22 protein-coding genes are annotated in these 18,969 nt (G+C 65.8%); 5 read left to right on the top strand and 17 right to left on the bottom strand.

The window, feature by feature from the left end; translation table 11 throughout:
* Positions 1-3: 3 nt before the first annotated feature.
* Genes IVB26_RS03150 through IVB26_RS03140 form a run of 3 tightly spaced genes read right to left on the bottom strand, consistent with a single transcriptional unit; the run spans position 4 to position 2,496 of the window.
* A complete protein-coding gene (locus IVB26_RS03150) occupies positions 4-864 on the bottom strand; it encodes a fumarylacetoacetate hydrolase family protein (protein WP_247970582.1) in 861 nt (286 codons plus the stop codon).
* 45 nt (positions 865-909) lie between these two features.
* The gene (locus tag IVB26_RS03145; protein WP_247970581.1) at positions 910-1,527 is read right to left on the bottom strand and encodes a flavin reductase family protein; all 618 of its coding nucleotides are present in this window, start codon (positions 1,525-1,527) and stop codon (positions 910-912) included.
* A gap of 3 nt (positions 1,528-1,530) precedes the next feature.
* Positions 1,531-2,496 (bottom strand): Bug family tripartite tricarboxylate transporter substrate binding protein, encoded by a 966-nt coding sequence (locus tag IVB26_RS03140; RefSeq protein ID WP_247970580.1) that lies wholly within the window; start codon positions 2,494-2,496, stop codon positions 1,531-1,533.
* A gap of 140 nt (positions 2,497-2,636) precedes the next feature.
* On the opposite strand from IVB26_RS03140, the gene IVB26_RS03135 reads away from it, so the two are divergent.
* The 4 genes from IVB26_RS03135 to IVB26_RS03120 all read left to right on the top strand — a co-directional run bounded on the left by IVB26_RS03135 (position 2,637) and on the right by IVB26_RS03120 (position 6,339).
* Positions 2,637-3,428 carry an IclR family transcriptional regulator gene (locus IVB26_RS03135; RefSeq protein WP_247970579.1) on the top strand — a complete coding sequence of 264 codons (792 nt, stop codon included), beginning with the start codon at positions 2,637-2,639 and terminating at the stop codon, positions 3,426-3,428.
* Between the two features lie 260 nt (positions 3,429-3,688).
* On the top strand, positions 3,689-4,984 hold the full coding sequence (locus IVB26_RS03130; RefSeq protein ID WP_247970578.1) for an O-acetylhomoserine aminocarboxypropyltransferase: 1,296 nt from the start codon (positions 3,689-3,691) through the stop codon (positions 4,982-4,984).
* 3 nt (positions 4,985-4,987) lie between these two features.
* Positions 4,988-5,770, top strand: a complete 783-nt coding sequence (locus tag IVB26_RS03125; RefSeq protein WP_247970577.1) for an alpha/beta fold hydrolase — start codon at positions 4,988-4,990, stop codon at positions 5,768-5,770.
* A 68-nt stretch (positions 5,771-5,838) separates the two neighbouring features.
* Positions 5,839-6,339, top strand: coding sequence for a DUF6496 domain-containing protein (locus IVB26_RS03120; RefSeq protein ID WP_247970576.1), 501 nt, complete (start codon positions 5,839-5,841; stop codon positions 6,337-6,339).
* Here the strand turns inward: IVB26_RS03120 and IVB26_RS03115 are convergent, their stop codons facing one another.
* From IVB26_RS03115 to phnG, 10 genes are all read right to left on the bottom strand, one after another.
* Positions 6,340-6,543, bottom strand: coding sequence for a hypothetical protein (locus IVB26_RS03115; RefSeq protein WP_247970575.1), 204 nt, complete (start codon positions 6,541-6,543; stop codon positions 6,340-6,342).
* A gap of 718 nt (positions 6,544-7,261) precedes the next feature.
* The gene (locus tag IVB26_RS03110) at positions 7,262-7,873 is read right to left on the bottom strand and encodes a pyridoxamine 5'-phosphate oxidase family protein (RefSeq protein ID WP_247970574.1); all 612 of its coding nucleotides are present in this window, start codon (positions 7,871-7,873) and stop codon (positions 7,262-7,264) included.
* A gap of 22 nt (positions 7,874-7,895) precedes the next feature.
* On the bottom strand, positions 7,896-8,492 hold the full coding sequence (phnN, locus tag IVB26_RS03105) for a phosphonate metabolism protein/1,5-bisphosphokinase (PRPP-forming) PhnN (RefSeq protein ID WP_247970573.1): 597 nt from the start codon (positions 8,490-8,492) through the stop codon (positions 7,896-7,898).
* A complete protein-coding gene (locus IVB26_RS03100; RefSeq protein WP_247970572.1) occupies positions 8,489-9,643 on the bottom strand; it encodes an alpha-D-ribose 1-methylphosphonate 5-triphosphate diphosphatase in 1,155 nt (384 codons plus the stop codon). The genes phnN and IVB26_RS03100 overlap by 4 nt, the downstream gene beginning before the upstream one ends.
* Before the next feature lie 11 nt (positions 9,644-9,654).
* Positions 9,655-10,353: a phosphonate C-P lyase system protein PhnL gene (gene phnL / locus IVB26_RS03095; protein WP_247970571.1), complete on the bottom strand. Its 699-nt coding sequence runs from the start codon at positions 10,351-10,353 to the stop codon at positions 9,655-9,657.
* An 8-nt stretch (positions 10,354-10,361) separates the two neighbouring features.
* On the bottom strand, positions 10,362-11,159 hold the full coding sequence (gene phnK / locus IVB26_RS03090) for a phosphonate C-P lyase system protein PhnK (RefSeq protein WP_247970570.1): 798 nt from the start codon (positions 11,157-11,159) through the stop codon (positions 10,362-10,364).
* A complete protein-coding gene (locus IVB26_RS03085; RefSeq protein ID WP_247970569.1) occupies positions 11,152-12,042 on the bottom strand; it encodes an alpha-D-ribose 1-methylphosphonate 5-phosphate C-P-lyase PhnJ in 891 nt (296 codons plus the stop codon). The genes phnK and IVB26_RS03085 overlap by 8 nt, the downstream gene beginning before the upstream one ends.
* Positions 12,039-13,142 carry a carbon-phosphorus lyase complex subunit PhnI gene (locus tag IVB26_RS03080; RefSeq protein WP_247970568.1) on the bottom strand — a complete coding sequence of 368 codons (1,104 nt, stop codon included), beginning with the start codon at positions 13,140-13,142 and terminating at the stop codon, positions 12,039-12,041. The genes IVB26_RS03085 and IVB26_RS03080 overlap by 4 nt, the downstream gene beginning before the upstream one ends.
* A 3-nt stretch (positions 13,143-13,145) precedes the next feature.
* Positions 13,146-13,754 (bottom strand): phosphonate C-P lyase system protein PhnH, encoded by a 609-nt coding sequence (gene phnH, locus IVB26_RS03075; protein ID WP_247970567.1) that lies wholly within the window; start codon positions 13,752-13,754, stop codon positions 13,146-13,148.
* A gap of 4 nt (positions 13,755-13,758) precedes the next feature.
* A complete protein-coding gene (phnG, locus tag IVB26_RS03070; RefSeq protein WP_247970566.1) occupies positions 13,759-14,235 on the bottom strand; it encodes a phosphonate C-P lyase system protein PhnG in 477 nt (158 codons plus the stop codon).
* Positions 14,236-14,342: 107 nt separating this feature from the next.
* Between phnG and phnF the strand changes: the two genes are divergently transcribed.
* Positions 14,343-15,071 (top strand): phosphonate metabolism transcriptional regulator PhnF, encoded by a 729-nt coding sequence (phnF, locus tag IVB26_RS03065; RefSeq protein WP_247970565.1) that lies wholly within the window; start codon positions 14,343-14,345, stop codon positions 15,069-15,071.
* 128 nt (positions 15,072-15,199) lie between these two features.
* Here phnF and phnE (IVB26_RS03060) read toward each other — a convergent pair whose 3' ends face one another.
* From phnE (IVB26_RS03060) to phnC, 4 genes are all read right to left on the bottom strand, one after another.
* Positions 15,200-16,048 carry a phosphonate ABC transporter, permease protein PhnE gene (gene phnE / locus IVB26_RS03060; RefSeq protein WP_247970564.1) on the bottom strand — a complete coding sequence of 283 codons (849 nt, stop codon included), beginning with the start codon at positions 16,046-16,048 and terminating at the stop codon, positions 15,200-15,202.
* On the bottom strand, positions 16,045-16,929 hold the full coding sequence (phnE, locus tag IVB26_RS03055; protein WP_247970563.1) for a phosphonate ABC transporter, permease protein PhnE: 885 nt from the start codon (positions 16,927-16,929) through the stop codon (positions 16,045-16,047). Before phnE (IVB26_RS03055) ends, phnE (IVB26_RS03060) begins: the two co-directional genes overlap by 4 nt.
* A gap of 73 nt (positions 16,930-17,002) precedes the next feature.
* Positions 17,003-17,938 (bottom strand): phosphonate ABC transporter substrate-binding protein, encoded by a 936-nt coding sequence (gene phnD, locus IVB26_RS03050; RefSeq protein ID WP_247970562.1) that lies wholly within the window; start codon positions 17,936-17,938, stop codon positions 17,003-17,005.
* 62 nt (positions 17,939-18,000) lie between these two features.
* The gene (gene phnC / locus IVB26_RS03045; protein WP_247970561.1) at positions 18,001-18,810 is read right to left on the bottom strand and encodes a phosphonate ABC transporter ATP-binding protein; all 810 of its coding nucleotides are present in this window, start codon (positions 18,808-18,810) and stop codon (positions 18,001-18,003) included.
* Positions 18,811-18,969: the final 159 nt, after the last annotated feature.

Raw genomic sequence — 18,969 nt, 5'->3', positions numbered from 1 at the left:
GGTCTATTGCTCCGCCGCGACGGTGTTGCGCAACACGCCGATGCGGCTCGACTCGACCTCGACGACGTCGCCGACTTTCAGCCACCGCGGTGGATTGAAGCGGGCGCCCGCGCCCGTCGGCGTGCCCGTCACGATCATGTCGCCGGGCTTCAGCGTTGCGAAGGTGGAGAGATAGGAGATGATGAAATCGAACGGGAACATCAGCCGCTCGGTCGTGTCCTGCTGCCGCACCTCGCCGTTAACGCGCGTGGTGATGTCGTGCGGCCCGCGCGGGTCGAGCTCGTCCGCGGTGACGATCCACGGGCCGATGCTGCCGGAGCGATCGAAATTCTTGCCTTGGGTCACGTTGAACTTGCCGTGACGCAGCCAGTCGCGGATCGTGCCCTCGTTGCACAGCGTCATGCCGAAGATGTGGCCCCAGGCCTTGTCGCGCGGGATGTGACGGCCGCCCTGCCCGATCACGATGACGAGCTCGCCCTCGTAGTCGAGCTGATCCGAAACCTTCGGCTTCTCCAGCGGCTGGCCCGAGCCCGTCATCGACGACATGCTGCGCACGAACAGGCTCGGATATTTGGGCAGGTCCGAATTGTCCTGATATTCGGCGTTGCGCTCGGCGTAATTGACGCCGATGCACCACAGCTTTTCCGGCGCCAGCACCGGCGGCAGCAGGACGAGGTCGTCCAGCGCGTAGTCGGGCTTGACGCCGGCTACCGCTTCCTGCGCATCGGCGAGCGCATTGGCCGCGATCAGCGCGCGGACATCGGAGAAGTCGCGGCCGATCCGCCTGGTCAGATCGATCACGCCGCCTTCAACGGCCGCGCCATAGCGCGGCTCTCCATCCAAGAGATAGCTTACGAGGCGCATGGTCGTTCTCCAATGGTGTTCGGGCAGCGCGGCGGGCGGCGGCGCTCAGTCTTTCGATTTCGGCGTCTGGAACACGGTCTTGAGCGTCACGATCTCGCCGAGCCGGGCGTAACGAGGACCGCCGATGCGGGCGATCGGGTCGAGCGCGGCGGTCTCAACCTTGCCGTCGTTCACGAGGCCGTCGCGGATATGGAACATCATGACCTCGCCGACGATGAGCCGGCTCTTGGCGTCGCCGAATTCGAGGCATTGCCGAAAGCGGCATTCCATCGCGACGGGCGCCGCCGCCAGCCGACGCACCTTGATGCGCTCGCAGGGCAGCGTTTCGAGTCCGAGATGTTCGACCTCGCTGATCTCAGGCGGATGCTCGACCGATGAATCGTGCACCGCTGACATCAGCGGCGCATCGGCGATGTGGATGACGTATTCCTCGGTATCGAGGATGTTGTGCGCGGTGTCCTTGTAGTCGGCGCCCTTGCGGCCGACGCTGATGGCGAGCATCGGCGGCTTCTGCGAGACGAAGGTGAAGGCGCTGAACGGGGCGAGGTTGAGCACGCCGGATCGCGACAGGCTGGTGACCCACGCGATGGGACGCGGCACCACGATGCCGGTCATCAGACGGTAGATGCGCTCGGCGCCGAGCTCGGTGGGATCGATCCGCATGGCTCAGTTCGCCGTGATGTTGGCCTTGCGCACCACCGGAATCCACTTGGCGTCCTCGCGCTCGAGATAGGCCCTGAATTCATCCGGCGTCATCGGCGTGGCTTCGCCGCCGAGTTTTTCGAATTTGTCGACCACGCCAGGGTCCTTCAGGATCGCGACAAGCGTTTCGTGCAGCTTCTCCACGATCGGCGCCGGCGTGCCCGCGGGCGCGAACAGGCCCGTAAAAGTCTGGCCGTCGAAATCCTTGTAGCCGAGCTCGGTGAAGGTCGGCACGTCGGGCAGCGACTTCAGGCGGTGCGGGCTGGTAACGGCGAGCGCGCGGAACAAGCCGGCCTTGATGTGCTGCAGGCTGACCGTGAGCTGGTCGAACGCGAACTGCACCTGGCCGCCGAGCAGATCGTTGATGGCCGGCGCATTGCCGCGGTAATGCGCGGTGACCCATTGCACGTCGAGGTTCGACTGCATCAGCTCGCTGAGCAGATGGTTGGTGGTGCCGGGGCCGGGCGAGGCCATCGTCAGCTTGCCGGGCTCGCGCTTGGCGAGCTCGATGAACTCCTTCAGCGTCGTTGCCTGCACGGACGGATGGACCTCGAGCACCAGCGGCGTCATCGAGATCGTCGAGATCGGCAGAAAGTCCTTCTTCCAGTTATAGGCGTCGCGCTTGTTGATCTCGGTCGCGAACAGCACCGGGCCGTTGGCGCCGACGAACAGCGTGTAGCCGTCGGGCGCCGATTTCGCGAAGGCCTCGCCCGCGATCATGCCGCCGGCGCCGGCCTTGTTCTCGATGACGAAGGGCTGGCCGAGCTTTTCCTGCAGCTTGTCGGCGACGATGCGCGCGGCGCTGTCGACATTGCCGCCGGCGGGATAGGGCACGATCAGCTTGACGTTGCGTGCCGGCCATTGCTGGCCCGACGCTGGCCCGGCCAGCATCGCAGTAGCGGCAGCTATGGCAATCCAGATTAATCTCATGTTAACCTCCCGGCGGCGCTTCCAATTTCGTCGAATGCCCTGACGTCGCGCATGGCAACTCGAAAGGCACCTCGATCGGAGCGCAATTTCCAAAGGCGCGCTTTACCTGTCGAGTGAATTGTGGCGTTCTTGTCCATATTATGGACAGAACCAGAGTAGCCCGCAACGCGATGGCACCGCGGCAGGGCGCGCAGGCAATCCGCCGCGCGCTCGCGGTGCTGCGCATTCTCGCCGCAGGCCGCGAGGCCGGTGTGCCATTGGCCGACGTCGTGCGCGCGACCGGCCTCACCCGACCGACCGTGCATCGCATCGTGCACGTGCTGATCGAGGAAGGCATCGTCGAGCGGAACGAGCGGAGCGGCCGCTACGCGATCGGCAACCAGGTGCCGGAACTGGCGCTGGCCCGGCCGCGGCCGTCGCGGCTGCTGATTGCCGCCAATCCGTCGCTGCAACGTGCCTCCGCCGAGATCGGCGACACGCTGTTCCTGACGGTTCGCACCGGCAACGACACGCTGTGCGTCGATCGCAGGATCGGCGTCTATCCGATCCAGGTGCTGTCGATCGAGATCGGCGCGCGCCGGCCGCTCGGCGTCTCCAGCGCGGGCGTCGCCATCCTCGCCGCGATGCCGGCGCAGGACGCGCGAAAGATCGTCGCAGCCAACGAAAAGAGGTTCGAGGCCTACCAGACCGACGTCGCCGCCGTGATGAGCCATGTCACCACGGCGCGGCGGCGAGGCTACAACATGAGAGAGATCGGCCTCGTGCAGGGCACGAAATCGATCTCGACCTGGATCAAGACCCCGGATGGGCAGCCGGCTGCGGCGATCACGGTCTCCGCCGTTCGGACGAGGCTCGGGCCAAGGCGCGAACAGGAGGTCGCGGAGATATTGCTGCGGGAGGCGCGGATCATCGAGCAGGCCATTCGCGGCTAAGCACGGACGGCGCTTCTTCGCCTCTCCCGCCTGCGGGAGAGGCCGACGCGCTCGCAGAGCGCGGCGGGTGAGGGCTCTCACCACGCAGGGACATCCGCTGCAATCCTCGACAATCCCGACGCGGCGATACCCCCACCCCAACCCTCCCCCGCAAGCGGGAGAGGGAGCGCACCGTCTTTCGCAGCGCTGTCAATGGGCTGACTTCGCGCGCCATTTTGTGGCACAACGCCTCCATCGCCGACAGACCCACGAGGCCACGCATGCCCGCGCCAAAACCGCCTGCCTTCGAGACCCTGAGCCTGCATGCGGGCCAGCATCCGGATCCCGCGACCGGGGCCCGCGCGGTGCCGATCTACCAGACCACGTCCTACGTGTTCCAGGACTCCGATCACGCGGCTGCGCTGTTCAATCTGGAGCGCGCCGGCCACATCTATACGCGCATCTCCAATCCGACCACCGGCGTGCTGGAAGAGCGGCTCGCGGCACTGGAAGGCGGCGTCGGTGCGATCTGCACCGCGAGCGGCATGGCCGCGCTGCATCTGGCGATCGCGACGCTGCTGAGCGCCGGTGACCATATCGTAGCGTCGAGCTCGCTCTATGGCGGTACCATCAACCTCCTGGCGCACACGCTGCCGCGCTTCGGCATCACCACGACGTTTGTGAAACCGCGCGATCTCGACGCGTTCCGCAGCGCCATCAAGCCGAACACGAAGCTCGTGATCGGCGAGACCATCGGCAATCCGGGGCTGGAGGTGCTCGACATTCCCAAGGTCGCGCAGATCGCGCATGACGCGAAGATTCCGCTGCTGATCGACAACACCTTTGCCACGCCCTATCTGAGCCGGCCGATCGAACTCGGCGCCGACATCGTCATGCACTCCGCGACCAAATGGATCGGCGGCCACGGCATCGCGATCGGCGGCGCCATCGTCGACGGCGGCCGCTTCGACTGGCGCGCATCGGGAAAGTTCGCCGTGCTGACCGAGCCCTATGGCGGCTATCACGGCATCGTCTTCGACGAGCAGTTCGGCACGGCCGCCTTCATCATGCGCGCGCGCACCGAGGGACTGCGCGATTTCGGCGCCTGCCTGTCGCCGACCAACGCGTTCCAGCTGCTGCAGGGCGTCGAGACGCTCGGCGTGCGCATGGACCGCCACATGCAGAACACGCATCTCGCGCTGGAAGCACTGAAGTCCAACAAGGCCGTCGACTGGGTGCTGCATCCCTCGCTGGAGACGCACACGGACTATCAGCTCGCAAAGCAGCTCCTGCCGCGCGGCGCCGGCTCGATCATCTCCTTCGGCATCAAGGGCGGGCGACCCGCGGGCCGCAAGTTCATCGAGAGCCTGCGCATGATCAGCCATCTCGCCAATGTCGGGGATGCCAAGACGCTGGTGATCCACCCGGCCTCGACCACGCATCAGCAGATGGATTCCGAACAGCTCAAGGCTGCCGGCATCGGCGAGGAGCTGGTGCGACTGTCGGTCGGCATCGAGACCGCGAGCGACATCATCGACGATCTCGCCCAAGCGCTGCGCATCTCGCAAAAGGTTTAAGCTATGAAGCTCTCCGTCAACGGAACCGAGGTGTTTGTCGCAACCGGCGGCCGCGACTTCGACAAATCCCTGCCCGCGGTCGCCTTCATCCATGGCGCCGGCTTCGACCATTCGACCTGGGCGCTGCATACACGCTGGTTCGCTCATCACGGCTTTGCCGTGCTCGCGCCTGATATGCCCGGTCACGGCCGTTCGGCCGGGCCATCGCTTGGCAGCATCGCCGAGATGGCCGACTGGACGGCGGCGCTGCTCGACGCGGCCGGTAGCTCGAAGGCGCATCTGATCGGCCATTCCATGGGATCGCTGATCTCGCTGGAGACCGCCGCGCGGCATCCCGACAAGGTGTCCGCGCTGAGCCTGATCGGCACCGCCGCGACCATGACGGTCGGCCCGGATCTCCTGAAGGCAGCCGAGGCCAACTCGCAGGACGCAAACGATATGGTGTCGATCTGGGGCCTTGGCTTCAACGCGGAGCTCGGCGGCAGTCTCGCGCCGGGCCTGTGGATGCATGGCGGCGCGCAGGCGGTGCTGAAGGCTTGCGAACCCGGCGTGCTGTTCAGGGATTTGTCGGCCTGCAATGCCTACGCGAATGCGCTTCAAGCCGCCGCGAGCCTCAAGGTGCCGACAACGCTGATCCTCGGCGAGCGGGACATGATGACACCGGCGAAGGCCGGCAAAGCTCTCGCTGCGGCAATCCCGCATGCGAAGACCGTCGTGGTGCCGGGCGCCGGTCACATGATCATGGCCGAGCGGCCTGATGAACTGCTGGCGGCCTTACGGAACTGAAAAGGATCAATCGTCCGCGTCATGCGTTGCGGTCAGATATCCCGATGTCTCTCAGAGGGAACTCGGCCATGCCAAGACAGGAAATCATTCGCAAAGCGAAGCAGGACAAGCGCGCCGGCAAATCGGCAAGCACGCAGGCCGGCGAATTCGTCAAGGATGAGATCGACAGGATCCGCAAAGGCAAGCACGGCGCACGCTCGACGAAGCAGGCCATCGCCATCGGCCTGTCGGAGGCGCGCCGCGCCGGCGTCGACCTGCCGCCGCGCAAGGGACGCACCAAGAAAGCGACGCGCCGCAGCGCCAAATACGCCTACGAGGTCGGCCAGGGCAAACGCACGCCGAAGCGCCGGCCGAAAGTGTCGCGCGCGGTCGAGAACGTCCTGAAGAAGGAGCCGCGCTCGACCGCATCGCGGAGCGCGCTGTCGAAGCAGGGCAAGCGTGCTGCAAGCCGGCGAACCGCCGCGTCGCGTTCGGCCGCCGCGCGAAAGGCGAGCCACACCAAGGGTGCCAAGGTGCGGTCCGCTGCAGCAAAGAAGGCAGCGCGCACCAGGACGCGCCGCCGGAGCTGATCAACTCAAACGCCGGCCCCGCTCGGAGAACACCGCGCGTGCGGCGCGCTCGGCCTCGCGCGCCGAGCGAAACTGGCGGCCTTCGAGACTGTCGAACAGGCGCTCGGAGGAGAAGAAGCGGAAGCCGCGCGCATCTCGCGTGACGATGCCGGCGGCGCGGTCGTGGATCTCGATGATGTAGGCGTTCGACTGGGTCTGGGACATGGCTGCTCGTTCGCCGATGGCTCGGCGTTCCTGTCTGGGGATTCTTGGTGCTGGGAGGTGCTAGGAGGCGGTCAGCAACAACAACAGGCGCCCGTGGCCGCCGAGACACAGCGCCGCATCATGCATGCATGCATGCATGTCATCGGGATTGCGCTGGTGATCGATTTTCATGTCGCGGCTTGGGCTCGAGGAGCAGTTAACTCTGTGACTATCGAGCGATTGGGGCGATCGGTCAATGAAATGGCTATCCATATTTGGCAGCGCCGCGCCGGGGCGTTTCTCTCGCGACGAGCGGGGACAGCCGGATTCATCTCGCGCGGCGCTGCCGTTCCCTTCTCCCCTTGTGGGAGAAGGTGGCGCGAAGCGCCGGATGAGGGGTATCTGTCCGCGTGCAACACTTTTCGTGAGGGGAGATACCCCTGACCCGTCTCGCCGCTTCGCGACGAGCCAGCCTCTCCCACAAGGGGAGAGGGGAAAGAAGTGCGTGTAACCGGAGAGAGTTCGTGGGCACGGCGCAAGCGCGCCTTTGCCCACCCTACGATTCCTGCATGGAAAGGAGACAGCTGGCGAGGAAAACGAGAGAGACGGTAGCGTGGGCAAAGCGGCGCGTGCCCACCATTTGCGTGCGACCGGCGAGAGTTCGTGGGCACGGCGCGAGTGCGCCTTTGCCCACCCTACGATTCTTCTCGTGAGGAGAGAGACCCTCACTCAAGAAAGGTCACCACATCGTCGCGGCAGCGCGCTCGGGCCAGGCGCGATCATACTCCGCGCCACCGACCTTATTCTCGCTCATCTCAGCGAGGATCTGGCCGGGCGTCGGCAGCGTCTTCGGGTCGACCCGCTTGTCGGGATTCCAGAGGTCGGAGCGCACGATGGCGCGGGCGCACTGGAAGTAGATCTCGTCGACCTTCATCACCATGACGCTGCGCGGCGCCTTGCCCTCGACCTTGAACGAGGCCAGCAGTTCGGGATCGATAGAGAGATGGGCGCGGCCGTTGACGCGGGTCGCGTTGCCGGAGCCGGGGATCAGGAACATCAGCGACACCCTGGGATCACGCACGATATTGCGCAAGGAATCGACGCGGTTGTTGCCGCGGCGATCCGGCAGCATCAGCGTCTTGGGATCGTGGATGCGGACGAATCCGGGCAGATCGCCACGCGGCGAGCAGTCGATCCCTTCCGGCCCAATGGTGGCGAGCGCCGCAAACGGCGCCTTCTCGATGAAGACCCGATAGAGCGGCGTGACGTGGTCGGCGACTTTCACGGTCGAGGCGTCGTTGATGACGCCGTAGATGGCCTCCAGCTGTTCGACCGTTTCGATCACCGACATTCCGTTCTCCTTGCTGTACCGGCTATTCCTGCCAGCCTTGATTCCTGATCACGCGCAGGAGCTGGCGGCTATGATAGTCCGCGGTGCCGGCGTTGAGGATGGTGACATCGGCAGGCGCCGAGGCCTCATCGACGTTGCGGGTGAGACGTTCGGCGATGTTGCCGTCGCTGTGCCGCGCGCGCGCGGCAAGCCGCGCCGCCAACACCTCCGGCGGCGCAGTGACCGCGACCACCACGACATTCGCATAGGTCTGGCGAAGTGCAGAGATCACCGTGCGCGAGACGTTGACGACGACCGTGCGCCCGGCGCGGATATCGTCGTCGATCCCGGTCGACAAGGCGTAGAAATGCCCGTGCGCCTCCCAATGCACAGCGAAATCGCCGTGCTCGCGCGCACGACGGAATTCGTCGAATGTCACCGCGATGTTGTCCTCGTCGGCGGAGGATTCGCGCGTCACGACACGACGCGGAAAGACGACGCTGGGGTCATCGACGCTCGCCGCCCGCGCCAGACGCAACAGCGTGTCCTTGCCGGCGCCGCTGGGGCCGACCACGAGCACGAGCCGCCCGGGTCCGATCCCGCCTGCCGCGTCCTGCGTCATGGTAGCGGCCTCGCTCATGCGACGCGACTGCCTTCGCGCCAGACGCTGCGAACCACCGGAACGTGGCCTGCGACGTGCACGCGAATGAGGTCGGCGCGCCTGCCGATCGCGACCTCGCCGCGATCGGTGAGGCCAACCGCCTCGGCCGGCGCCTTCGTCACCGTGCGGATCGCGGCGGGAAGGCTGATGGCCGGCACATGCTCGGGCAATTGCAACGCACCCATCAGCAGGCTCGACGGGATGTAGTCCGAGGACAGGATGTCGAGCAGACCTTCGCGGGCGAGATCGACCGCGGCGATGTTGCCGGAATGCGAGCCGCCACGCACGACGTTGGGCGCGCCCATCAGGATGTCGATGCCGGCCTCATGCAGGCCGCGCGCGGCTTCCAGCGTGGTCGGGAACTCCGCGACGGCGACGCCGTCGCGCACGGCGTCCGCGACGTTCTCGTTGGTGGTGTCGTCATGGCTTGCGAGCGGGATCTTGTAGGCCTGCGCCAGCGCCACGATCTCGCGCATGTTGGTGGCGGCATAGGCCTTCTGGTACTCGAAGCGCTTTGCGAACAGCTCGTCGAGCTCGGCATCGGTCTTGCCGCCGCCCTTGCCGCGGTAATAGTCGCGCAGCTTGACCTCGTCGCGGAACTGGCGCTGGCCAGGGGTGTGATCCATCAGCGACATCAGCTTGACGTCGGGGCGGTCGATCAGCTCCTTGGCCTCCTCGACCACGCTCGGCATCGGGATTTCGCAGCGCAGATGCAGGAAGTGGTCGGCGCGCAGCAGGCTGGCGTCGCGCGCGGTGGTGATCGCGGCGGCGAGCACGCCGGCACGGCCGTCGACTTCCTCGGCGCCGTCCTCACGCCAGACCCGGAGCGAATCGAACACGGTGGTGATGCCTGAGGTGGCGAGCTGACCGTCATAGGAGATCACGGCGGCGACCGGATTCCAGAACACTTTTGGGCGCGGCACGTAGTGAGCTTCGAGGTGGTCGGTGTGGAGCTCGATCAGGCCCGGCATGATCAGATCGCCGCCGGCATTCTCCGCACCCGCAGGGGCCCCGCCCTCACCGATCTCGGCAATGCGGCCGTTGGCAAGGGCGAGCCAGCCCTGCTCGATCACCCGGTCGGCCAACACGATCCTGGCATTGGCGATCACGATATCCTTCGGGGCGTTCATTTCCATTTCCTTCAGGCCGCGGCGGCAAAGCTGGTGACGTCGACGATACGGTCGGCAATCAGATGACGGATTTCGTCGTCGTGGACAATGGCGACCATGGCGACGCCCTGGCGCTTTTTCTCGGCGACAAGCTCGACCACCACAGTGCGGTTGGCGGCATCGAGTGAGGCGGTCGGCTCGTCGAGCAGCAGGATCGGCAGGTCCGAGATGAAGCCGCGGGCGATGTTGACGCGCTGCTGCTCGCCGCCGGAGAAAGTCGCGGGCGGAAGCTGCCAGAGCCGCTCGGGGATGTTGAGACGATGCAGCAGCTCGCCGGCGCGGGCCCGTGCATCGGCCCGGGCCATGCCACCAGCGATCAGCGGCTCGGCGACGACGTCGATGGTGGCGACGCGCGGCACCGCACGCAGGAACTGGCTGACATAGCCGATGGTCGAGCGGCGGACGTTGAGCACCTGGCGCGGCTCGGCGGCGGCAAGATCGATCAGCGCGCCGCGATGGCGGATGCCGATGCGGCCGGAATCGCAACGGTAGTTGCCGAAGATCATCTTCAGGATCGACGATTTTCCGGCGCCCGACGGCCCCGACAGCACGACGCATTCGCCGGGATCGACCTGGAAGGTCACGCCGCTGACAACCGGCAATTCGATGCCGCCCTGCAGGTGCATCGTGAAGGTCTTCTTGGCGTCGGCGATATCGATCATGGCGGACATTGCAATGCTCATGGCGGCAGAATCGAGGAGACAAGGAGTTGCGTATAGGGCTCGCGAGGATCGTCGAGCACCTGGTCGGTGAGACCGGTCTCGATGACGCGGCCGCCCTTCATCACCATCACGCGATGCGACAACAGGCGCGCCACCGCGAGATCGTGGGTGACGATGATGACCGCGAGATGCAACTCGGCGACGAGGCTGCGCAGGAGGTCGAGCAGGCGGGCCTGCACGGAGACGTCGAGGCCACCGGTCGGCTCGTCCATGAACACCAGGCGCGGCTCGGTGACGAGATTGCGGGCGATCTGGAGCCGCTGGCGCATGCCGCCCGAATAGGTGCGCGGCGCATCGTCGATGCGGGCGACGTCGATCTCGACGCGCGTGAGCCAGTCCGATGCGGTGTCGCGGATGCGGCCGTAGTGATTCCAGCCCACCGCCATCAGCCGCTCGCCGACATTGGCGCCGGCCGACACCGCCATGCGCAGCCCTTGCGCAGGATCCTGATGCACGAAGCCCCAATCGGTCCGGAACAGGAAGCGCCGCTCGGCTTCGCCGAGCGTGGCGAGATCGCGCGCGACGCCGTCGCGCATCCGATAGGACACATGGCCGCCGCTGGCCGCCAGCTGGCCCGATAGCAGCTGAAGCAGCGTCGACTTGCCCGAGCCGGACTCGCCGACGATCGCCAGCACCTCGCCGGGATAGAGCGAGAACGACACGTCGCGGCAGGCGGCGATGCGGCCGAAGGATTTGCTGAGAGATCTTGCGACCAGCAGCGGTTGGTCGTTTTCAAGGGTATCGAGATCAGCCATGCGAGCCCGCCTTCTCCTTGTATGGCGCGGCGCTGAGGCTGCCGTGATGGCCGGCAGCCTGGCGGCCCTCGCAATAATCGGTGTCCGAGCAGACAAACATGCGGCCGCCCTTGTCGTCGGTGACGATCTCGTCGAGATAGGAGTTTTCCGCGGCGCACAGCGCGCAGGGCGCGTTGAAGCGGTAGGGCTCGAACGGATGGTCCTCGAAGTCCAGCGACACCACCTGCGTATAAGGCGGGATCGCGTAGATGCGCTTCTCGCGGCCGGCGCCGAACAATTGCAGCGCCGGGCAATTGTCCATCTTGGGATTGTCGAATTTCGGCGTCGGCGACGGGTCCATCACGTAGCGCGCGTTCACCTTCACCGGATAGGCATAGGCGGTAGCGATGTGGCCGAAGCGGGCGATGTCCTCATAGAGCTTCACATGCATCAGGCCGTATTCGGCCAGCGCGTGCATGCGCCGCGTCTCGGTCTCGCGCGGCTCGAGGAACCGCAACGGTTCCGGGATCGGCACCTGATAGACCAGCACCTGATTTTCGTGCAGCGTCGTCTCCGGGATGCGGTGACGCGTCTGGATCACCGTCGCATCGTCAGTCGCCGTGGTCGTGGCGACGCCCGCGGTCTTGGCAAAGAATTTTCGGATCGAGATCGCGTTGGTGGTGTCGTCGGAGCCCTGGTCGATCACCTTCAACACGTCGGCGGGACCGATGATCGCCGCCGTCACCTGCACGCCGCCGGTGCCCCAGCCATAGGGCATCGGCATTTCGCGGCTGGCGAACGGCACCTGGTAGCCGGGGATCGCGATCGCCTTCAGGATGGCGCGGCGGATCATCCGCTTGGTCTGCTCGTCGAGATAGGCGAAGTTGTAGGCGGGCGCGTTCATTCCGCGGCCTCCTTCATGGCATCGGGCGCTTGGGCCTCCGCGAACTCCTGACGCAGCTTGCGCAAAAGCCCGAGCTCGGACTGGAAGTCGACATAATGCGGCAGCTTCAGATGCTCGACGAAGCCGGTGGCTTGGACGTTGTCCGAATGCGACATCACGAACTCCTCGTCCTGCGCCGGTGCACGCACCTCCTCGCCGAGTTCGCGGGCGCGCAGTGCGCGATCGACCAGCGCCATCGACATGGTCTTGCGCTCGCTTTGGCCGAAGGCGAGGCCATAGCCGCGGGTGAAGCACGGCGCTTCCGTCGCAGAGCCCTTGAACTGATTGACCATCTGGCACTCGGTCAGTTCGATCGAACCCAGCGGCACGGCGAAGCCGGCGTCTTCCGCGACGAATTCCACCTCGACCTCGCCGAAGCGGATCTCGCCGGCAAACGGATGGTTGCGGCCATAGCCACGCTGGGTGGAATAGCCCATCGCCAGCAAAAACCCTTCGTCGCCGCGCGCGAGATTTTGCAGACGCAAATCGCGGTCGGCCGGGAAGTTCAGCGGCTCGCGGGTGAGATCGCCGACGCTGGCGCCATCTTCGGCCTGCGGCGAGGATTCGATCAAGCCGTCGCGGCCGAGAATGTCCGTCACGCGCGGCGTCGGCGCCGTGGACGCATCAGCAGTCGCCGGCGCCTCCGGCACAAAACCTTGCGCGAGCGAGGGATCGAGCAGGCGGTGGGTATAGTCGAAGGTCGGCCCGAGGATCTGGCCGCCCGGAATGTCCTTGAAGGTCGAGGACACCCGCCGCTGCACGCGCATCGCGCCGGTGTCGACCGGCTCGCTCGCACCGAAACGCGGCATGGTGGCGCGGAAGGCGCGAACCAGGAAGATCGCCTCGATCAGATCGCCGCGCGCCTGCTTGATCGCAAGCGAGGCAAGCTCGCGATCGTAGAGCGAGCCTTCACTCATGACACGGTCGACGGCGAGGCCAAGCTGCTCCGAGATCTGGTCGAGCGTGAGCTCCGGAATGCTTTGGTCGCCGCGCCGCTTGTGTGCGAGCAGGCGATGAGCGTTCTCGATGGCGCGTTCGCCGCCTTTGACTGCGACATACATGCTTCAGCTTCCCTTGCTCACGACGCGCGTGGTGCGGGGGATCGCCACCACGGCGTCATCGGCGACCAGCACGACATCGATGCCGCGTGGAAACAGCGCCTCGTTGACATGCAGGCGCTCGAACAGATCGAACGGCTTGATCGACGCCTGGAGCGTCGCGGCGCCGTCGATGCCGGGGCCGCGCAGCTCGAAGCCGCGGCCTGCATCAAGGCGCTCGACCTGGATGATCAAGGTGGTCGAACGATCCGGATATTCGCTCGTCCCGAGCGCAAAGCGTTCGAGCGGCGGAAGCGCTCCGCCATCGCTGATCAGCGCGAAGCTCGCGATGGAGGAATCCTGCACCACCGGCGCGCCGGTGTGGAATTTCAGCCATTTCACCACGTCCACGCTCTCCGCCATCCGCGAGTCGAGCCAGAGCGGCGTGTCGTGATCGAACAGCGTCAGTGCGATCGCGGCGGTGCCGCGCATCATCCTGTCGGGCGTCCCCGCTCCCGGCACGATGCGCTGGACCGAGCCGGGCCGCGCCATCGCGTCCATCACCGAGCGAAAGGTCGATTGCGCCGACAGCACCTTGTCGGCGAAACCCGGTGGCAGTTCCGCAATCGTGGTCATGATCTCACCCCTCACCGCGCACCATGGTGTAGAAATCAACCTTCGTCGCAGCGGTCTCGGCCGCCGCCTGCGTGCGCCTCGTCATAAGCTGCTCACGCAACGGGGCGATAACGTCCCGCTCGACCGCCGCGCTGAAATCACGGGACTGCACCAGCGCATCGCACAGGGCGATCAGCCGCGCCTTCTCACCGTCGCGTCCGAGCGTGTAGCCGAAACCGACCTCGCCGCTCGCAAGCCGGACCGCCGCGCGCGACACCGTGGCTTCGCCGAGGTTGAAGGGCGCGCCGTCGCCGCCGGCCCGGCCGCGCAGCATGACGAGGCCGTTTTCGGGCGCCCGCAGATCCTGATGGGCCGGCAGGGCCAGGTCGCGAGCCAAGTCGCGGAGGCGGGCGGCGATCTCGCCCGCCTCCGCGTGCGCCAGCACGGCCATCGCGGCCTTGCGCTGGGCTTGCTGGTCGTTGTGTTGCGTCACCGGATCCACCGAACTTGCCGATTCTAAGTTGTCTATGATAATAGACAACTTCATAAGTGAGCGCCATGACTGTTTCGTGACAAAGCCGTGATTTCTGGGCTAGGCTGACCGGCGATATGAGCATGCAAGACACTGCATCGTCGGGCGTCGCGCTATGGCGCCTCGTTGCCGACGGCATCGAGCGCGGCATCGCCGACGGCCGCTTTGCGGCCGGCGACAAATTGCCGGGCGAGATGGAGATCGCCGAGACCTATCGCGTCAACCGCCACACCGTGCGGCGCGCGCTCGCAGCCCTTGCCGAACGCGGCCTGGTGCGGGCCGAACGCGGCAGTGGAACCTATGTCGAGGCGCAGAAGCTCGCCTATCCGCTGCGCTCGCGCACCCGCTTTTCCGAGATCGTCGGCGCCGAGGGGCGCGAACCGCATGGCCGGATGATCGAGGCAACGGAGGACGTCGCGACGCGCGAGCTGGCGCGGGAGCTCGGATTGAAGGCCGGCGCGCCGCTGGTGCGGATCGAGGCGATCCGCCTTGCCGATCGCACGCCGATCTGCGTCTCCACCACCTGGCTGTCGGCCGTGCTGTTTCCCGACGCGGGCGCCGTGTTCGCAGCGACGCGCTCGATGACGAAACTGCTCGAACATTATGGCGTGCGCGACTATCGCCGCGGCGCGACCCGGATCACCGCCGGCATCGTCGACGCAACCGACGCGGCCCGGCTCGATCTCGCGCTGGGACGGCCGATCCTGGTGGTCGATGCCACCGACCACGATCTCGAGGGCAAGCCGCTGCTGACCAAGCACTCGCGGTTTGCCGCCGAGCGCGTGGAGTTCTTGGTAGAGTCGTAGCGGCGCTCTTTCCGGCGAGCCCGGACTCGTAGGGTGGGCGAAGGCGCACTTGCGCCGTGCCCACGATCTCTCTCAATCGTTAAAGGTGGTGGGCACGCTTCGCTTTGCCCACCCTACGGCACCGCTGGTCAGGCGACAGCACGCCTTCCAATAATCGCAAACCGCAGCTTGCCGGAGATGAAATCGATCGCGGCGACCGCGACCAGGATCATCAGGATCAGGAACGACACCTTCTGCCATTCCAGCACGCGGATCTGCTCGGCAAGCTGGAGGCCGATGCCGCCGGCGCCGACGATGCCGATGATGGTGGCCGAGCGCGTGTTGGATTCGATGAAATAGAGCACCTGGCCCGCGATCACGGGCAGGACCTGCGGCAACAGGCCGAAGCGGATCTCGTGCAGTGGGCTGCCGCCGGAGGCGCGGATGCCTTCGACCTGCTTCTGGTCGGCGCCCTCGATCGCCTCCGAGAACAGTTTTCCAAAGGCGCCGAAATCCGACACCGCGATGGCGAGCACGCCGGCGAACGGCCCCAGCCCGACGACGTTGATCCACACCAGCGCCCAGATCAGCGTGTCGACGCCGCGGATCGAATCCAGGACGCGGCGAACCGGAAAGCGCAGGAGCTTCGACGGCACCACGTTGCGCGCGGCGAGCAGGCTGACCGGAAGTGCGAACACCGCAGCCAGCGTCGTGCCGAGCAGCGCGATCGAGAGAGTCTCGCCGAGCGCCTTCAGGTAGATCGGCAGCGAGGAGCCGGGATCGGGCGGGATCATCATCATGCTGATCCAGCCGAGCTGGCTGAGACCTGCGATGAATCGCGACGGCGAAAAGTCGAGATCGACGAGGCCGTAAATGAGGATCGCGAACGCCGCGACGATCATCGCCGGCATGGCGAGGCGCGCCGAGGCGGGCCGGTCGAACACGTCGGGGTAGCGCGCCCGAAGCTCTCGCGTATCGACCTCGTGCGGCCTCGTCACGTGCGCGCCTCCCCGCCGAACAGGCGGCCGCGCAGCCAGCCGGTGGTGATGTCGATGATGAAGACGGTGATGATGATGGTGAGCAGGATCGCGCTGACGTCCGAATAGTAGAACTTGCGGATGGCGACCACGAGCTCCTGGCCGATGCCGCCGGCGCCGACGAAGCCCATCACGGAGGCTTCGCGGACGTTGATCTCGAAGCGCAGCAGCGCGTAGCTGGCATAGCCCGCCGTCACCTGCGGTACCACGGCAAAGCGCATGCAGGACAGCCAGCTCGCGCCGGTCGAGCGGATGCCCTCGACAGGCTTCATGTCGGCGTTCTCGACGATCTCCGAGAACAGCTTGCCGAGCGCGCCGGTGGAGTGGATGGCGATCGCGAGCACGCCCGCCATCGGTCCCAGACCGAAGGCGATCACGAAGATCAGCGCGAAGACGATGCCCGGAACGGTGCGGGCGAATTCGAGCAGGCGCCGCACCGTGAAGCGCAGCCAGGGTGCAGGCGAGGTGTTTTCGGCCGCGAAGAAGTTGAGGCAGAATGCCAAGGTCGCACCGATCAGCGTGCCAACATAGGAGATCAGCAGGGTCTCGCCCAGCATCTTCAGCCATTTGCGCCAGCCCCACAGCCACTCGCCGACATCGGTCCAGACGCGTTGGCCGTTGTCGAGCGTGAGGATGCGGTCGAAATAGCTGATGAAGTTGCCGAAATAGGTGAAGAGCGTGCGCAGATTCACTTCGGCGCCGATCGCGGCGAGCAGCAACGCCGCGGCGAAGATCACGATCCCCGACAGCAGGCGGAGCCGCCTGCGCCCGACCGCCCGGCGATAGGCGGCGTTGAGCACGGCGAGCTGCTGCTCGGGAAGGATCGAAACCGCTGTCGTCATCGGCCTGAGATTAAGTCCCGTCAAAGAAAGAGCCGGGTCGATGGACCCGGCTCCAGTGGCATCGTCCCGATAGTTAGGACGCCTTCTTTTTACGCAGCGCGTCGACGAACTTGATCAGCTCGATCGTGCCATCCCAATCCTTGGTGGTGGCGGGATGAAAGCCCTTCTTCTGGCCGTCGGAAAGACGGTCGAACGCGGCCTTGTCCTTGGCCGGCGCGTCGAAGAATGCTTTCGCGATGGCGGCCTTGGCGTCTTCCGGCAGCTCCGAATTGTAGGCATAGGGTCCGTTGATGATCGGCGCCGACTTGTGGATGATGCGGAAATCGTCCTTCTTCATCGCCGAGCCGTCGGCATTCTTCAGCATGCCCTTGGTCAGCATCTGCGCCAGCGTGGAATCGTCGTCGCTGGTCCACTGGTTGGCGGCGACGTCGACCGTGCCCTGCGACAGCGCCAGCATCGCGTTCTCGTGGCTGCCGGTGAAGACGACCTTGCTGAAATAAGTGTCGGCATCGTGGATGCCCATCTTGTCCAGCTCGAAGCGCGGCACGTTGTTGCCGGAGGTCGAGTTCGGATCGACCAGGCCGAGATTCTTGCCCTTGAGATCATCGATCTTCTTGTAGGCGCTGCTCGCCTTTACGAAGAATACCGAATAGTAGCCGGTCGAGCCGTCGGCGTTGATGTCGTTGGCGAAGGCGTCGGTCTTGACGCCGGTCAGGCGGGCGCGGGCGAACGAGGCCGAGCCGTAGCTGGCGACGTGGATGTTGCCGGCGCGCTGGCCTTCGATGACCGCGGCGTAGTCATTGGCGATGCGCAGCGTGACCTTCACGCCCAGTTCCTTGGAGAGATAGCTCACGAACGGCGCCCAGCGCTCGGTGACGCCGGAGGCGTTCTCGGCCGGGACGACCGCAAAGGTCAGCTCGGGATATTTGGCCTTCCAGTCGTCAGCGGAGGCGGAGGCCGTGAGCGCGAGCGCGGCGGCGCCGGCAAGGATTAATCTGCGAGTGATCATGATACCCTCTTCATCGGTTTGGGTCGGTTGACGCAAAGACTTGCAAAAGAAACAGACGTCGCTCAGGCGGCCGCGGCCGTTCCGAGCGCGGGGACGCCCGCGGGCGCCGGGACAGGCATGCCGCCCATGACATCGGCGGCTTCGAGATCGTAGAGTTCGCGCGCGACGTGATCGGTCAGCGCGGACGGTGCCCCGTCGAACACCACGCGACCCTGCGCCATGCCGATCAGGCGATCGCAATAGCTGCGCGCCAGATCGAGCGAATGCAGGTTGCAGAGCACGGTGATGCCGAAATGCTTGTTGATGCGCAGCAGCGCATCCATCACGATCTTCGTGTTGCGCGGATCGAGCGATGCGATCGGCTCGTCGGCAAGGATGATGTCGGGCTGCTGCACCAGCGCACGCGCGATCGCCACGCGCTGCTGCTGGCCGCCGGAGAGCTGGTCGGCGCGCTGGGCGGCGAGCGATGCGATGTCGAACTGTTCGAGTGCGGACATCGCCAGCGCCTTGTCCTGCTCCGGCCACGCTTGCGACAGCGAGCGCCAGGCCGGCATCGTCGCAAGCCGTCCCATCAGGACGTTGGTGAGGACATCGAGCCGGCCGACCAGGTTGAACTGCTGGAAGATCATCGCCGAACGCGCCCGCCACTGCCGCAGCTCCTTGCCGCGCAGTGCGGTGACGTCGATGCCGTCGAACAGGATGCGCCCATCAGTCGGCGTCACCAGGCGGTTGATGCTCCGCAGCAGCGTCGACTTGCCGGCGCCGGACCGCCCGATCACTCCGACGAACCCGCCGGGGGAAACTTGAAACGAGGCGTCGTCCACCGCGGCTTTTGCGCCGAAGCGACACGTCAGACCATCCACCACCAGCATGCAGGGCTCCAGATTAGCTGGAGCCCACCGCTAACGCCGGCGCTTAACACTTGTGTGACACGGGCGTCGCAGTGCGGCGATCCTACACAGCTCATCCCCTGTCATCGCGGCGTCATGATGTCGTCATCAAGTCGCTCGAAGAGGAATGCCCGCCCTCGC

The sequence above is a fragment of the Bradyrhizobium sp. 195 genome (genome assembly GCF_023101665.1).
Classification (GTDB): Bacteria; Pseudomonadota; Alphaproteobacteria; order Rhizobiales; family Xanthobacteraceae; genus Bradyrhizobium.
This window is presented reverse-complemented; position numbering and strand designations above follow the sequence as displayed.

Excerpts from the sequence above, each read along its gene's own strand:
- IVB26_RS03150 (WP_247970582.1), bottom strand. The coding sequence starts at position 864 with ATGCGCCTCGTAAGCTATCTCTTGGATGGAGAGCCGCGCTATGGCGCG.
- IVB26_RS03145 (WP_247970581.1), bottom strand. The coding sequence starts at position 1,527 with ATGCGGATCGATCCCACCGAGCTCGGCGCCGAGCGCATCTACCGTCTG.
- IVB26_RS03140 (WP_247970580.1), bottom strand. The coding sequence starts at position 2,496 with ATGAGATTAATCTGGATTGCCATAGCTGCCGCTACTGCGATGCTGGCC.
- IVB26_RS03135 (WP_247970579.1), top strand. The coding sequence starts at position 2,637 with ATGGACAGAACCAGAGTAGCCCGCAACGCGATGGCACCGCGGCAGGGC.
- IVB26_RS03130 (WP_247970578.1), top strand. The coding sequence starts at position 3,689 with ATGCCCGCGCCAAAACCGCCTGCCTTCGAGACCCTGAGCCTGCATGCG.
- IVB26_RS03125 (WP_247970577.1), top strand. The coding sequence starts at position 4,988 with ATGAAGCTCTCCGTCAACGGAACCGAGGTGTTTGTCGCAACCGGCGGC.
- IVB26_RS03120 (WP_247970576.1), top strand. The coding sequence starts at position 5,839 with ATGCCAAGACAGGAAATCATTCGCAAAGCGAAGCAGGACAAGCGCGCC.
- IVB26_RS03115 (WP_247970575.1), bottom strand. The coding sequence starts at position 6,543 with ATGTCCCAGACCCAGTCGAACGCCTACATCATCGAGATCCACGACCGC.
- IVB26_RS03110 (WP_247970574.1), bottom strand. The coding sequence starts at position 7,873 with ATGTCGGTGATCGAAACGGTCGAACAGCTGGAGGCCATCTACGGCGTC.
- phnN (WP_247970573.1), bottom strand. The coding sequence starts at position 8,492 with ATGAGCGAGGCCGCTACCATGACGCAGGACGCGGCAGGCGGGATCGGA.
- IVB26_RS03100 (WP_247970572.1), bottom strand. The coding sequence starts at position 9,643 with ATGAACGCCCCGAAGGATATCGTGATCGCCAATGCCAGGATCGTGTTG.
- phnL (WP_247970571.1), bottom strand. The coding sequence starts at position 10,353 with ATGTCCGCCATGATCGATATCGCCGACGCCAAGAAGACCTTCACGATG.
- phnK (WP_247970570.1), bottom strand. The coding sequence starts at position 11,159 with ATGGCTGATCTCGATACCCTTGAAAACGACCAACCGCTGCTGGTCGCA.
- IVB26_RS03085 (WP_247970569.1), bottom strand. The coding sequence starts at position 12,042 with ATGAACGCGCCCGCCTACAACTTCGCCTATCTCGACGAGCAGACCAAG.
- IVB26_RS03080 (WP_247970568.1), bottom strand. The coding sequence starts at position 13,142 with ATGTATGTCGCAGTCAAAGGCGGCGAACGCGCCATCGAGAACGCTCAT.
- phnH (WP_247970567.1), bottom strand. The coding sequence starts at position 13,754 with ATGACCACGATTGCGGAACTGCCACCGGGTTTCGCCGACAAGGTGCTG.
- phnF (WP_247970565.1), top strand. The coding sequence starts at position 14,343 with ATGAGCATGCAAGACACTGCATCGTCGGGCGTCGCGCTATGGCGCCTC.
- phnE (WP_247970563.1), bottom strand. The coding sequence starts at position 16,929 with ATGACGACAGCGGTTTCGATCCTTCCCGAGCAGCAGCTCGCCGTGCTC.
- phnD (WP_247970562.1), bottom strand. The coding sequence starts at position 17,938 with ATGATCACTCGCAGATTAATCCTTGCCGGCGCCGCCGCGCTCGCGCTC.
- phnC (WP_247970561.1), bottom strand. The coding sequence starts at position 18,810 with ATGCTGGTGGTGGATGGTCTGACGTGTCGCTTCGGCGCAAAAGCCGCG.